Raw genomic sequence first — 15,074 nt, forward strand, 5'->3', positions numbered from 1 at the left:
TGTTGTTTCTTACATCACCGATTTGCCTTGGCCTTTGCCGGTGACTTGACACGAGTGGGCGTTTTGCCTTCCAAGTAGAAGTCGTAGTAGTCCATCCACGTCGGCGCCATGGGGCCGGTCGTCAGCCCGGGTGGATCAAGCGTCTCGGACCACGTCGTCAGTTTGCGTCGCAGTCGATCGGCGACGTCCGGATATTTCGTTGAGAGATTGTGTTTCTCTTCAATGTCCGATTTGAGGTTGTATAGATATTCACGATCCCCTCCACGCAGCAGCTTCCAATCGCCTTCGCGAATCGCAGCCTGAGCGATCCACCGCCACATCAATGCGTCGTGGGGTGCGGCCTTGATGTCGCCGCTCAAAAAAGGAATCAGGTTGACCCCGTCCAGATCACCGGGCTTGGTTTCAAGCTTTGCCAATGAGGCTGCCGTCGCTGCGACATCCAACGCGCTGATCGGATGGTCGTAAATTTGGCCCGCTGGAATTGTGCCGGGCCACGAGACGACGAAGGGCACATGCATGCCACCTTCGGACAGCATGCCTTTTTCACCATTGAGCGGATCGTTAAGCGAACCGTCCCAACCAGGACCACCCCCCGGAGCGTCTCGTTTGTGAATTTTCAGCGGTGCGCCGTTATCACCGATGTAGAAGATCAGTGTCTTCTCGGTCAGGTTGTGCTTTGCCAGCGCGCTTGTGATCAGCCCCACGCCATCATCGACAGCCGAAAGCATGGCGAGTGCCTGTCGGCGGCGTTCCGGCATCTCTCCCGGAAAGCGATTGAGATATTTTTTCGTTGCGTCTAGTGGCACATGGGGCGCTCGGTAAGCGACGTACAAAAAGAATGGATCGTCTTTGTATCGGTCGATAATCGCGGCTGCCGCTTGGCTGCAACCGTCGATGTGGTAGCTCGTGGCCGGAACAATGCCCATCTCGCGATCTTGGCCGTCTAAGCTGATGTTGGCCGCAAATCGTCCGCCGCTGTTCTGGCTATAGACGTGTTTGAAACCGTGATCGGTAATCCGTGATCCAGCGCCGAGGTGCCATTTCCCGAACTGCGAAGTAACGTATCCGGCGGACTGAAGTCGTTCGGCGATCGTCAGCTCTCGGTCAAAGCCTTCGAGCGATTGACCATTGGCTTCGACGCCAAACTTGGATTGAAATTTCCCGACAAGCAAACCCGCCCGAGACGGGATGCACTGCGGCGCAGTGCTGTATCCGTGTCGTGCCAGTACACCGGTCTTAGCAAGTGCATCCACGTTGGGCGTGCGGATGTCGTTAACCACACCCTGGCATGAAAGGTCGGCGTACCCGTGGTCGTCAGTATAGAAAACGATAATGTTGGGTCGGTCGTTGGCTGTTGCCGTTGCTGACACCAGCAACATAAGCAGGACGGTCTGTAGGGGCAGCGATTTCACGTGTTAACCTTTCGGGTGTTTCAGGTTGCTTGGTTTGTCAGGCCATCGATCGCAAGAACGAGAACGTTCAGCTTGAGCAAATCGACGGCGGCAGAGGAGCCCATTGCAGTTGTGATCCATGCGATGGTGAATCACAACTTCCATCGATAAACCTCCCGCCCATCGCCCGTTGTCAATCGAATGTTGGCGAGCGTGATCCGACCTTGCCCGGTGGCGGGATCGATGCGGACGGCAAGAACGGGGTGATCGACCGACCACTGAATGCTGTACTGATGAGGCTTGCCGTCATGTTTAACGTCAAAGGGCATGCTCCGGTCTCGCAAGAATGGGGGAGAAACGCCTTTCTCCTGCCAAAACACCTGCCCCGCTCCCTTTGCATCGGAGCTCATTGTGAATTTCAACTCGAGCGTCTTTTCAGTCACCGCTGTGGGAAGCGTGTAGCTCAAATAGGGATCGCCGCCATCACTCGACAAGATCAGCGAACCGTCTTCGAGCACGAGTTGGCAGGTGCCGCCTGGCTGCCAACCAGCAACTCGCTGCGGGGTTTTCTGAGGCCGATTCTTTTGGGCTTTTCCCCCGCCTTTGCCGATGCCTTTCAAGGAAGCCTTGCCGATCAATTCAGGACGGTACTTGGTTGGATCGAACTTGGGATTGGACAGAGGCACGATAGCGTTGGTGTCAGCCAGAAACTGGTCGATCAATGAGTCGAGATCGCGCACACGGCCGGGCTGTGCCGAGGCGAGATCATTCTCTTCTCCCAGATCGTCCTTCAGGTTAAACAACTTGCAATTGTGCTGACCATTGTCGCCGCCATAAAAATTGCGAATCAGTTTCCAATCGCCAGCGTGAACGCTGACGGATGGGGGCAACCAATCTGGAATGTTGGGCGAGTGCGGAAAGTACGTAAAGATCGCGTCGCGATTGAGTGGCTTGCCCTGTAACGCGGGGGCGATACTGATACCGTCGAACGACTGGTTCGGCTGAGGATCGATCTCGAGCAGCTCCAACAGAGTCGGATAGAAATCGCAACTCTGAATGACTTCGTCGCTGCGTGAACCAGCTTTCACGTGACCTGGGTCCACGACGATCGCCGGCCCGCGGACTCCGCCTTCGTACATCGTCGCCTTGCCACCGCGGAGCGGGAAGTTGCTCGTTGCCGACGTGCCGTCGACTTCGTTGTACATGTTGCCGCCGTTGTCCGATGCGAACACGATGATCGTGTTGTCGGCAATGCCGAGGCGGTCGAGCGTATCGAGCAGGGTGCCAACAGCATCGTCCATGCTTTGCACCATCGCAGCATAGGTTGGGCTGCGTTGTGGATCGTTCTCATCAACCTGTTTCCGATACTGGTCGATGAGGGATCGCTTGGCATCAAAGGGCGCGTGCACGCTGAACATCCAATAGTTCAAGAAAAAGGGTTTGTCGCGGTGCCGTTCCATGAACGCGACGGCTTCCTTCGCCATACGATCTTCGATGTGCTCGTCTGGGATATCCGGATCGTGGTCGAAATCTTTGAACTTCCACGGCGCGACGTAGCTGCCTGCCGGTCCCGGACCTGGGTGGTGAGGAACATCCACTTCAAAACCGTGTTCCAAGGGCGAATACGGCTCCGATCCCAGATGCCACTTGCCAAAGTGCCCCGTCGCATAGCCGTTGTCTTGGAACATTTCAGCCAGGGTGTAGTAGTTGGTATCCAACCGAGACACTGAATTCGGAATCGTGCATTTCTGATTCACGGGGCCGGTTTTTGTCGCGGTTGCTGTCAGAACGACTTTCGGCAAATGGCAATTGGGCGAAGTGATTCCATGACGCGCGGGACTTAGCCCCGTCAGCACGCTGGCTCTTGTCGGCGAGCACAGTGGACTGGCCGAATACGCTCGCGTGAACGTCATGCCGCGAGCGGCCAGACGTTCGACATGAGGTGTCTTGTAGAATGATGTCGTGCCGTAGAGCGTCGTGTCGCTCCAGCCAAGATCATCGGCAAGGATGAAAACGACATTCGGTGGTGACTCTGCTCTTCCGGTTGAACAAAGACAAAATGCGGCGACCACTGACAGCATCAGCAGCCGTTGGGACTGAGAATACGAATTTCGATTGCGTTGGAAATGCGGCACGACCGGCTCGGGGTTGAGGTGGGAAAGTAATTCCGACTCGTTTTAGATCTGACTCGATTTTAAATCCAGCCGACCAGCATTTGTATGCCTGCGAACGACGAATCTCACACAGGAACTTGACGAAATTGTTCCGCATGCGTTCTGTGATCCTGATCGTGTGGGTGTCCCGGAAAGTTGGAAAGTATCCTTCAAATTCGTGGCAGATTCCTGAGCGGGCGGCAAACAGGTTAGAAGCACGCGAAAAAAATGGAACCGTCGAACAAGGGGGATGTGCTGCTCTCTTGTCGGAGGGCATAGTAACATTGATCACAAAGTGAATTGAGACGATCGATGGGGAGTACTAGCGTGTTTCGGAGGTGTTAAGTTGACAGATTTAGCCGAAACGCAACGAGCCGTTTCCCAAGTTCTCGCGGGCGATCGTGAGGCTTTTCGGCACGTCGTGCGCGAACACAGCTTGATGCTCCGAAGCTATTTGGGCAGCCAGCTGCATCGTGCCGACGAGGTCGATGATCTGGCTCAGGAAGTATTCATTAAGGCCTTTCGCAATCTTGACCAATTTGATCCTGAAAAGGATTTTCGGGCATGGCTTCGCGGGATCGCGAAGAACGAACTCTTGATGCATTTCCGGAAAATCGGCCGGCGGAACGCGAATGAGGCAAAGTTTCGTGAGGAGGTGGTGGCGACCATTCAGACGGACATCGACCACGCCTTCAGCGGGCAAGCCGAGGGCGACATCGAATCTCTCCTGCGATGCATCAATCAACTTCCCGAACGAATGCGTTTGGTAGTACGCTCTGGACTCGATGGTATCAAAGCGGCGTCGATGGCATGTGAATTATCGACGACAGTCGGAGCCGTTTACAATCTTCACTACCGCGCCAATGCGATGCTGCGTGAATGTGTTCGTAAGGAGACCGACCAATGAATGCGGATCTACAGCAGCTGCTTGCCGCCTGGCTGGGAAACGAGTTTGATGACGTAACGCTCACACCGATTATCGAGCGGCTCAAGTCAGACGTCCCATTCCGCGAAGCGTTCGCCAATGAAGTCATCATGCATGGTCAGTTGAGGGCCGTTCAATCAAGTGAGCCGCGTTGGCTGGAGCTTGAAGACTTGATCGGTGCATCGGTGATGGATCATGACTCGGTTGATCTTGAAGCAAGGGTGATGCAAGAGATCACGACGCCTGGCTTTGTGACGATTGCACGGCGCGGCGATAGACACCGCTGGCAATCGCTCGGTTTGGTTGTGGGCGTCGCTGCATCGTTGGTTGGTTTCTTGGCATTTTTGTTTTGGCCGAGCGATCGTATCGATCCCAACCCACCAAACGTCCAACCAATCGCCTCGGACTCGGTCATCGTGGATTCCAATGCAGCTGATACGGGAGGGCGCAATGGCGTGGCGATACTCAGTCAAGCAGTCGATGTGGATTGGGGGGATGGGGAATCGATTGTGACGGGAAAATTGCTAGACACGGGCGACCTGGTGCTGCGTAGCGGCACAATTCAACTTGATTTTCTATCGGGCGTGCGATTGCTGGTGCGCGGCCCAGCAGACTTGGAACTTCGGGGCACCGATGAAATTCTTTTGCGACAAGGATCGGCGAGCTGCTTCGTCTCTGAAATGGGCCATGGATTTCGCATCGTCACCAAGGAGATGGAGGTCATCGACGTCGGGACGGCGTTCAGCATTGACGTGGGACGCGATCGGCAGCCACAGGTGCATGTACTGGAAGGTTCCGTCGAGATCAAAACACCCACGACCGCGATGATGGCCTTGCAGGAGCATCAAGCGATTCGCATGACCGATGCCGGGCCGGAGACGGTTCCGTATTCACCCGGCCGTTTTCCGAATCCCTCCGGGCTTCGCCAAAAGCGGAACGAAAGTGCGCAGCGACAATACACGCTCTGGCAAGAAAAGACGCGTGAGTTGAGCAAGGACCCTGCTGTTCTGTTGCATTACACCTTTGAAGTCTCCGATCCTGGTGCGTTAGAGGTCCGAAACACAGCCGCCGACACGACCCATGCGACCGACGGCGTCATCATCGGCTGCGACTGGACAACCGGTCGCTGGCCTTCGAAGCGAGCCGCTCGATATCGTAACACCGGAGACCGTATTCTGTTCCAGGTCCCTGGTGCACACGAATCACTCACCATGCTGGCCTGGGTGCGCATCGACGCTCTTACGCAACCCATAACGTCTCTGTTGATGACCGAGTCTCCACGCCGCCGAACCCGCTTTGCTCCGACGGGCGACCGGGTTGTAGAGGAAGCTCTCGCTCGGCGGTCCGCGTCCAAAGTACAGACCGTTCGTTGGGAGCTGACTCAAGAAAATGCGAACGCGACATTCAATGTCGGCTATGGAAACGTCGCTCCTAAGAGTTGGTCCTATACCCAAATAGCCGCGCGCAACCCGGCGACCCTCTCCGACAACTGGGGCCAATGGTCGTGCTTGGCAGTCACTGCAAACGTGACCACAGGCGAGGTTGCTCACTTTCTAAATGGCAAACGCATCGGCACTGGGAAACTCGAAGATTCTTCGCCGCTGCTGTTGGATTTTTTAGAGCTTGGCAATTTCGGAGCTTCCGCAGACGAATTGGAGCGTTCCTCCGGGCGTTCGCAGCGCCGCTTCTATGGAGTGATCGATGAGCTTCTGATCGCAAATCGCGTCTTCGAAGATTCGGAAATCGCGGAGATTTGGTCGGCAGGAAAACCGTAACCAGCGACACCGACCCCAGACCCCAGACCCCAGACCCCAGACCCCAGACCCCAGACCCCAGACCCCAGACCCCAGACCCCAGACCCCAGACCCGCCGCACGGCGGAGTAGAAGCAAGGTCCATCCGATTCGGCCGTGAGTTTCGCAGTGGTGAAACCAGTGTGCGGAATTCCCAAGGATGGCGGTGCCGACGAGAAGGATCGTCTCGTCGGCACCGGTTGAGATCCGTCTGATCCTATCTCAGCGAGCGTGCCAAGGCAGCCGTTTGCCCAACCGGGGAAACTGATGACGGCTCAGCGGCGAGAACTGCTGATCGTCGTCAAAGTAGGTGTGGTGGATGATCGTGAATAGATCGTCATCGAACTCGATGATGTTGAACGAGTTCTTTTCACTCTCAGGACCACGACCACGTCGGGAGGTCGTTGTGCCACACTGCACAATGACGATGCCGCGGTCGCGATGGGTTCCGGGGTAGAAGTTCAGCGAGTTTCCGATGTAGGAGCGGTGCAAGTGTCCACCCAGGATCAACTCGACGCCTTGTTCAACAAATTGATTGATCGCGCGTCGAGCATGGGGCATCGTTTGGTCGTGTAGGTAGTCCGGTGCCGGAGCAAAATGGTGATGGGCGACGACGATCTTCGCTACTTCGGGCGGAACATCCGCAAAAACCTGACGAGTATGTTCAAGCTGTTTCAGTCCGATGCGTCCATTGGAAATCGTTCGACGGGGCGATGTCGAGTCGATGCCAACCAGGACGGCCTGATCCGATTTCAAGACAGGGTTCAGGTCGGGTGTGATGATCTGCTGGTACAGTCCATGCGGATTAGACCACCGCTCTTTGACCCGATAGAGTGGCACATCATGATTGCCTGGTATGACGAGCATCGGGCGATCAGGGAGCCGGTCGAGAAAACTGCGAGCGGCAATGAATTGATCCCGCCGAGCTCGCTGCGTTAAGTCGCCACTGACGACGATCACGTCCGGCTCAAGCTGGGGAGCCAATCGCAGAAACGCCTCACCGACTTTCGGCAGATAGGGTGGGCCGAAGTGCAGGTCCGATAAATGCAGGATTCTGAACATCCGTTTTGGCATGCACGTTTCAAGGAAGGAGTGCGGGATCAACGACTGCACTCGTGAATGCACAACGCGTGCCAACGATGAAAAACTTACCTGCGGGTGAACTCGGGCGAACGGAGTCACTGGCGGTCACAGATGAGCGAACGGGCACAGGGCTCGGCGACAGAGGGCCAGAGGCTTGCTGACGAAACGCCGCGAGCATCGAACGCGACGCTGGACGTCGTGCCTGGTCCGCTGCGGATTGCGTCAGAACCGAATCCGTGAGATTTGTAGGCGGTCGGCCAGAAAACACGACTAAAATAAACGAAACTTGTCAGCATTTCGGGTCCTCCCATGAAACCAAGCAATCGAACCGTGCGACGCAGTCTGATCGTATCGCTCGCGATGGTTGCCTTGCTCGCACTGGCGTGGTGGACGCACGGTGAATCCATTGACTGGGAATGGATCACAGAGCAGGAAAAGTGGTCCCGGGAAGCGATTGTGAAACATCAGGTCGTTTCGCCTGTCGTCGGGTTGTTCGTCTATGTGATACTGTCGCTGATTCCCGGCACGGCTGGCAAAGCGATTGTCTACGGTTGGCTGTTCGGTTTCTGGATCGGATTGTTGATCTCCAGCACGGCGCTCACGATTGCCGCCGTCGTGAGCTGCTCCGCTGTCAGGTATCTGTTTCGTGACATCGCCCAGGCAAGGCTTTCGCGACTGACCCACATCATCGACCGATCCGTTTCACGCGATGGTGCGATGTGGCTGGTAACGCTGCGACTATTGCATTCGCCGTACACGCTTACCAATTATGCGTCAGGTGCCACGGCGATCCCCATGACCACGTTTGCATGGACGACGCAGTTTGGAATGCTACCAGGAACGATCGTCTTCGCGCTCGCTGGGTCACGGCTCCCGTCGCTGCACGCGGTTGCCGATCAGGGGATTTGGGGCGTCGTCGACATCCCCTTCATGGTTCTGCTTTCACTGCTGACATTCTTACCGTTCCTGCGACGGTTGCTGCGGCGGAAAACATCCACCAAGTCCCTGTGTTTGGAACATGACTTGCTCGATCAAGACAAAACGTTTCATCCTCGTGATTGAAAGTGGCGTTATTTGTTTCCGATGAACCAAGATGCCGTCGCGCCGAATGTCGCCTGGGCTGCGATCGCCGCTGTGTGCGTTCTCGTTGTGAGTACGTTCGTTCGCTTGGTGGCACTGCGTCACCAACCGCCGGACATCGCAGGTAGCCGAATTCGGAGTCTAAAAACTTGGTGGGTCGTCACTGGCGCTGTCGTCGGGGCGGCATTGCTCGGCCCGATCGCAATCATCAGCCTATCCGCTGTCGTCAGCCTGTTGTCGCTACGCGAATTCTCAGCATTTCCGTTCGAGCCGAGGATTCAGCGGCGGATGCTCTGGGCAAGCTACGTGGTAATTCTCGCCAGCTACACCGCGCTCCTATTGGGACAGACTGCCACATTCACCACCGTGCTTCCGCTCGCGGCAGTACTGATTCCCAGCCTCGTTGTCATCCTGTCGGGCGATGCATCGTGCTTCACGCAGCATATTGGCCGAATCGCATTCATCATATTAGTGACGACTTATGGACTGGGGCACGTTGGATTGCTCGCCTCACTGCCACACGAATCGAATTCAGTCGCAGGTCCAGCCGGGTTGTATCTGTTCGTCGTCGCCATCACCGAATTGAATGATATTGCCGCAGCCTTGTTGGGGCGCAAATTCGGTCACCGCAGACTGTCCCCCCTATCACCCAACAAGACGTGGGAAGGGTTTGCCGGCGGGATGGCAGCCACGATCATCGCTTCGATCTTGCTGGGCCCCTTGCTAACAACGATGACAATCGCGAATTTGATCGCTGTCGGAGTTCTCATGTCCGTGGCGGGATCGTTGGGCGATTTGAATATATCGGCTGTCAAACGCGAGGCAGGAGTCAAGGACAGCGGACGCCTCTTGCCTGGGCACGGCGGCATTCTCGACCGAATTGATAGCCTGACATTCACCGCGCCGCTGTTCTATTACTACTGGTTGTGGTGTAGCCCATGAGTCAACCAAGGCCCGACACGACCACTCGGCGTGACCGTTGGCTCACCGTGCCCAATATACTATCGGTGATTCGTTTTCTTGGATCGTGGCTGATGCTGTGGTTTGCCTATCAGACGCAACCGCAGTGGGTCGCAGGTGCGTTTCTGTTCCTTGCCGCAACCGATTGGGTGGACGGAAAATTGGCAGTGCTACTGGACCAACGCAGCCTAATCGGTCCCCGACTGGACACGATCGCTGACGTCACGATGTACGCCTGCTTGTTCGGTGCGACACTACTGCTGCACCATCGCGTGCTGCTGGCCGTATCCCCGTTCCTGATCGCCGCGATCGGCAGTTACTCCGCGTCGGTTCTGTACAGCCTCTCCAAGTTTGGATGCATTCCGAGTTACCACACCCGCGCGGCCAAGACGTGTTGGCTATTGATGATCTTTGGCGTCATGGCATTGTTCATGCAATGGTCAATCTGGCCACTGCGAATCGGGTTGGTCGCCGTGACGCTGACGAACCTCGAAGCGATCCTAATCACGCGTTTAGCCAAAGAACCACTATCAGATATCGAACACGTCGGTTGGGTGTCGCGACAGACCGGACGAAGGCGGCGTCAATGAAAATGAAGGTGCCGAGTCGACACTGGCCTGGTCGCCGGTGCCAAACCCAATGCTGCTTCGTCCCGTTGGCGGCACTGCTGCGACAACGACCTCGTTCGCCAATCGAAGGACGATGCGGCGATGACGAAGGTTCCGATCGCGAATACGCCCAGCACGTCATGATCTCCACCGTTTCAGTATCCACATCCATTTCTTTTCGGCTGATGCCGGATTCATCAGACGAACGCTCATTCGAAGCCCACGAGCGAATTTTGAGATCGTTGATAAACGCCAAAACTGCCCCCAGAAAGGGTCTCGGAATCGCGGCGACCGAGGCGGCGACCTGGAAAAAAAAGAGGCACACGACTGGTACTATCAATGACAACGAGCGCAGCAAACGCACACCTGTGCGGACGTGGCGTGACGAAACGCGCGCGTTGGAGTCAGTGGGATAGACGTTCCAATGCGAGTGGGAAATTTCCTCGCAACAAGCCTGTCCCATGCTGCCTCGATCGGACTGCCATGCGCGATCGCGCGGGGCTCATCGGCGACCAACGGGCGACCAATGGATACGCCCGAAGGTGGCACAGAAGTTGCACGTCCGAGACCTGAAAGCGCTCCTCTTTCTAAGTCGTCATCGCTGTTCTCCTCGACGACTTTTAGACCGACAAGGATGAAGCTCTTGACGAGTTCTGCTACAAGAACGAAACTCTCGCGAGTTGCCCTCCACTAAGTCATCTGTACTTTGAGCTTATCGACCAAACGCATTGTCATTGTTGACGACCACCTTTCGGCACGAGATGGGTCGGTTACTCGTGTCGAGTTAGAGGGTGGCTTGGAATTCGTCGGTGAAGCGTCTGATGTTGATGAGGCAATCACCGTTAGTGGCGAACTGCTGCGAGACGGTGCCCGCATCAAAGAGAAATTGGAGATCGACGACATGGCGTCTTTGACCCGCGAAGCAACCCAGTGGGTCTTGGAAAACGGCTAGCATGACATTGCTTTATTACGATCCTGTGTTCATGGAACACCAAACCGGCGACCATCCTGAGCGACCGGGGCGGATCTTGTCCGCAGTGCGCTACTTAAACTTCGTAGCCCTCGATTCGGCGTGCAAGCGTCCCGGTTGGGAACCGGCGACGATCGAACGATTGTCGTACGTTCACGATCGAGCCTACGTCGAATCCATCCAAAAATTCGCCGAAGCAGGCGGTGGAAACCTTGACGCGGACACGGTTGTCTGTCGGCGTTCGTACGAAGTCGCCATCCAAGCGACCGGAGCCGTCTGCGATGCGACCGCGCGAGTGGTCGGTGGCGAAGACAACACTGCGTTCTGTCTCGTGCGTCCTCCTGGTCATCACGCGATGCCAGATCATGCGATGGGATTTTGCTTGTTCAATCACATCGCTGTGGCCGCCAGGGTCGCGACGAACGAACTGGGCATCGAGCGCGTGCTGATTGTTGATTTCGATGTCCATCACGGAAATGGAACGCAAGCGATGTTCTATGACGCGAGCGATGTCGCCTATTTCTCGACACACCGATCGCCGTTTTATCCTCACACCGGCGACGCGGGCGAAACCGGCAAGGGCAAGGGCCTCGGGATGACGATGAACCTGCCGGTCAAAATAGGAACGCCGCGCACCGAACAACTTGAACAGTTCGCACTACGAGTCAATGCCTTCGCCGACCACGTTCAACCACAACTGTTGTTGGTCAGTGCTGGTTTCGACGCACATAAAGACGACCCGTTCGGTTCGCTTGGTTTGGAAAGCGAAGACTTCCGTACGATCACGCGAGTGCTACGGGATGTAGCCGCGAAGCATTCCGATGGGCGATTGGTCAGCGTTCTCGAAGGCGGCTACAACGCCGAAGCCGTCTCGGAGTGCATTGCGATTCACCTAGAAGAATTGCTGGCCTGAGCGATACTTCGCCTGAGGATCACCACGTCGCGGTCACTCATTCGGTCAATTTCAAAACCGCGATGCCTGAACACTTCAAGCATGCGATGGTTTTGTGGTGCGGTCTCAGCGACGACCGTTTGGATTCCCCGCTGGTCGGCGATTGCCAAACAGAAATCGGTAAGCGCCGAACCAATCCCTTTTCCCTGCCAACGGTCAACCACGAGGACGGCGTACTCGGCTTGCTGATGGTCGGCATCGGCCACCAATCGACCGACGCCCGCAATCTGCCGTTTACCATCCACCACAATTTCGACGACAATCGCCAGCTCGCGGTCATAGTCGACGAAGCAGAACCGCGTCGCCATCGCGTGTGTCGGGCTTCTGAACAGATAGCGGAATCGAGCGGCAATCGTTTCTTCGGAACAGGCTTCAATCATCCGCTTCCACATCGGTTCGTCTTCGGGCCTGATCGGCCGCAACAGGACCTCTTGTCCATCGGAAAGCTGGTACTGGCGAACGAGCCTCTCAGGGTACGGGCAAATCGCTAAATGCTCATATCGCTCCGATGGTTTGGTGTCATTGACAATCGTTCTAGCGTCGACCGCAATCGCCCCCTCCTCGGTCACGACCAGCGGATTGATATCCAGTTCCGCGATTTGGGAACATTCCGTCACCAAGGCGGAAACACGCAGCAACACCTCCACCACCGCCTCGACATTCACTCCCCGACGACCGCGAAAACCGCTCAGTAAGGGATACATCTTGAGCGACTCGAGCATCCGTCGGGCCAGCAGTTCGTTGAGCGGAGGCAATTCCAATGCGTAATCTTGAAAGAGTTCTGCGGTCACGCCCCCGGCTCCGACCAAAATCACCGGACCGAACACCGGATCGCACTTGGCACCGACAATGAGCTCGCGACTGAGCGGCTCCATCAGCATCGGCTGCACGGTCACCCCTTCGATGATTGCAGCTGGTCGATCCCGCTTGGCACGGTTCGTAATGACATCGTAGGCTGCGACAACCTCATCCGCATTTTGCAGATTCAATTCAACGCCCTGGACGTCCGTCTTGTGAGTGATCTGACGCGAACAGACTTTCATGACGACGGGATAGCCGATCCGATTGGCAATCTCGACGGCATCATCTTTCGAGCAAGCGACCTCAGTGGCTGTGGTAGGTATCCCATATGCCTGCAAGACAGACTTTGATTCACTTTCCGTCAGCAAGGACAGGCCGCTCAAATCAGCAACGCGTTTGCAGCGAGATTCACGATTATATTCAAACTGAATGGAAACCTCATGTGGCGTTTCAGAGAGTGTCTCGCAGTTGCGATGGTACTGAACCAAGTGCATGAACACTCGCACACACTTCTCCGGCGTCGAGTACGTCGGGATACCAGCCGCGGTGAGCAATCGGTCACCTTCGGCAATGCGGCGGCCACCCATCCACGACGCCAGTATCGGCTTCGATGTCTTTTTCGATGCCTCGATGACCGAACGGGCAACTCCGGTCGGGTCCGTCATCGCTTGCGGTGACAAAATCACCAGCACGGCGTCAACGCCTTCGTCACGGATCACCCCGGCCAGCGCAGCGGAAAATCGCTCGGGCGTCGCGTCGCTGATGACATCCACGGGATTCCGACGCGACCACGACGCCGGTAATTCTGTGTCCAACGCGGCAATGGTTTCCTCGGATAACGACGCGAGCTTGCCTCCGAGCGACAACAGCGCGTCGGTCGCCATCACACCTGGCCCGCCCGCGTTGGTGACGATCGCAAGGCGTTCACCACGAGTCTTCGGGTGGCGAGCTAGATATTCAGCGCAATCGAATAAATCTTCGATTTCCAGCACGCGAACGATGCCCGCACGAGTAAACGCTGCATCGTAGACGGCATCGACGCCGGCCATCGCCCCCGTATGCGACGCAGCAGCCTGAGCCGACTCCGCGAACCGCCCCGCTTTGTACACGATGATCGGTTTCGTTTGCGAGAACGCTCGCGCCGCCGACATGAAAACGCGAGCATCGGTCAGTGATTCGATGTAAAGAATAATCGCTTTGGTGTGACCATCATCGGCGAAGTAGTCGATCAAGTCCGCGATGGTGACGTCCATCATGTTTCCAACGGACACAAATTGCGAAAAGCCGACCTTCCCTGTAATCGCCCAGTCCAGGACCGACGTGCAGAGCGCGCCCGATTGCGAGATGAAGGCGACATTACCGATTGCGGGCATATCGCTGGCAAAGCTGGCACTGAGCTTCCGGTGCGGTGACAGGATTCCGAGACAGTTCGGACCCACGATTCGCATCCCAGGAAAGGATTCCGCAACCACAGCAAGAGCATCTTCCAAGTCGCGTCCTGCCTCTCCGGCTTCACGAAAACCCGCCGTGATGATGACCAAACCCATGATGCCAGCTTCGCCGCACGCCTGAACCACTTCGGCTACGGCCACCGCAGGCGTGCAGATGACTGCCAAATCAACCGCTTCTGGCAAATCGGCTACCGAATCAAAGCAGTGTCGCTCTTCAACGCTCTCGTATTTCGGATTAACGGGATAAATGTTCCCGCGAAAACCGCTGTCGATCAGATTCCGTAACACCGTGTTGCCAACACTGCCAACGAGCGTGCTCGCGCCAATCACCGCTGCGCTGTTGGGGCGAAAGATTTTATCAAGATTCATCGTTGTCATTGGTTTCCTTCAACGCACCAGCACGCCGTTGTATGGGTGACTGCTTCCGTTCTGAGTGTTCTAAAACCTCATCGCCCATGCGAAACATCGGCGTTCCGGTGGAAAGCATCCGCAGCGTAAAGAAGTTTTTCACACATTGCCATCGGTTTCGTACCACTTCCTCGGGGGCGCTTCGGATTGCCTGCCCAACCACAATTGTCACTGAAATCGTTCGCCCCGTCTGCGTGTCTTCCTGGTCTATCCGGGTTTATCGTGGGTAAATCCCGCCTGCTGAATTTCCGAGGATCCCGCACACCTGGCTCACCGCTGCGAAATCCGTGGTAGAACCGGATGGACAGGGTGTGCCGACGAGCGCGTCCCACGAAGCGATCGAGGTCAGATCACGAAAAGCGAACAATATGCTCGGATCAGGACGCTGCCTCGCCCGGACGGCTAGCCCTGGCTGCCTCGTCGTCAGGCGTGACGGTGGGGGGTGAGGGTGGAATGTGATTGGACTCACCGCCTACGGGCCTGAGTGCGGATCCGCTAAG

Annotated in this window: 11 protein-coding genes; 7 read left to right on the forward strand and 4 right to left on the reverse strand. The window is 56.4% G+C overall.

What is annotated here, in order from left to right; all coding sequences use genetic code 11:
* Positions 1–14: 14 nt before the first annotated feature.
* A complete protein-coding gene (locus SH410x_RS23515; protein WP_473671285.1) occupies positions 15–1,412 on the reverse strand; it encodes a sulfatase family protein in 1,398 nt (465 codons plus the stop codon).
* A gap of 131 nt (positions 1,413–1,543) precedes the next feature.
* Positions 1,544–3,526 (reverse strand): sulfatase, encoded by a 1,983-nt coding sequence (locus SH410x_RS23520; RefSeq protein ID WP_473671287.1) that lies wholly within the window; start codon positions 3,524–3,526, stop codon positions 1,544–1,546.
* A gap of 364 nt (positions 3,527–3,890) precedes the next feature.
* Between SH410x_RS23520 and SH410x_RS23525 the strand changes: the two genes are divergently transcribed.
* Positions 3,891–4,451: an RNA polymerase sigma factor gene (locus tag SH410x_RS23525; protein WP_473671289.1), complete on the forward strand. Its 561-nt coding sequence runs from the start codon at positions 3,891–3,893 to the stop codon at positions 4,449–4,451.
* Positions 4,448–6,244 (forward strand): LamG-like jellyroll fold domain-containing protein, encoded by a 1,797-nt coding sequence (locus SH410x_RS23530; protein WP_473671291.1) that lies wholly within the window; start codon positions 4,448–4,450, stop codon positions 6,242–6,244. The genes SH410x_RS23525 and SH410x_RS23530 overlap by 4 nt, the downstream gene beginning before the upstream one ends.
* Positions 6,245–6,483: 239 nt before the next feature.
* On the opposite strand, the gene SH410x_RS23535 is transcribed toward SH410x_RS23530, so the two are convergent.
* Positions 6,484–7,323 carry a metallophosphoesterase family protein gene (locus SH410x_RS23535; protein WP_473671293.1) on the reverse strand — a complete coding sequence of 280 codons (840 nt, stop codon included), beginning with the start codon at positions 7,321–7,323 and terminating at the stop codon, positions 6,484–6,486.
* A 330-nt stretch (positions 7,324–7,653) separates the two neighbouring features.
* Here SH410x_RS23535 and SH410x_RS23540 point away from each other — a divergent pair, with 330 nt between their 5' ends.
* The 5 genes from SH410x_RS23540 (at position 7,654) to SH410x_RS23560 (ending at position 11,875) form a co-directional block, all read left to right on the forward strand.
* Positions 7,654–8,406: a TVP38/TMEM64 family protein gene (locus tag SH410x_RS23540; protein ID WP_473671295.1), complete on the forward strand. Its 753-nt coding sequence runs from the start codon at positions 7,654–7,656 to the stop codon at positions 8,404–8,406.
* A gap of 21 nt (positions 8,407–8,427) precedes the next feature.
* Positions 8,428–9,366 (forward strand): phosphatidate cytidylyltransferase, encoded by a 939-nt coding sequence (locus SH410x_RS23545; protein ID WP_473671297.1) that lies wholly within the window; start codon positions 8,428–8,430, stop codon positions 9,364–9,366.
* Positions 9,363–9,974 carry a CDP-alcohol phosphatidyltransferase family protein gene (locus SH410x_RS23550; protein WP_473671299.1) on the forward strand — a complete coding sequence of 204 codons (612 nt, stop codon included), beginning with the start codon at positions 9,363–9,365 and terminating at the stop codon, positions 9,972–9,974. The genes SH410x_RS23545 and SH410x_RS23550 overlap by 4 nt, the downstream gene beginning before the upstream one ends.
* Positions 9,975–10,698: 724 nt before the next feature.
* A complete protein-coding gene (locus tag SH410x_RS23555) occupies positions 10,699–10,944 on the forward strand; it encodes a response regulator (protein ID WP_473671301.1) in 246 nt (81 codons plus the stop codon).
* 1 nt (position 10,945) lies between these two features.
* Positions 10,946–11,875 carry a histone deacetylase family protein gene (locus tag SH410x_RS23560; RefSeq protein WP_473671303.1) on the forward strand — a complete coding sequence of 310 codons (930 nt, stop codon included), beginning with the start codon at positions 10,946–10,948 and terminating at the stop codon, positions 11,873–11,875.
* Here the strand turns inward: SH410x_RS23560 and SH410x_RS23565 are convergent.
* The gene (locus SH410x_RS23565; RefSeq protein ID WP_473671305.1) at positions 11,851–14,535 is read right to left on the reverse strand and encodes a bifunctional acetate--CoA ligase family protein/GNAT family N-acetyltransferase; all 2,685 of its coding nucleotides are present in this window, start codon (positions 14,533–14,535) and stop codon (positions 11,851–11,853) included. The two genes, SH410x_RS23560 and SH410x_RS23565, sit on opposite strands and share 25 nt — an antisense overlap.
* Between the last annotated feature and the right edge of the window lie 539 nt (positions 14,536–15,074).

The sequence above is a fragment of the Rhodopirellula sp. SH410 genome, assembly GCF_055811895.1.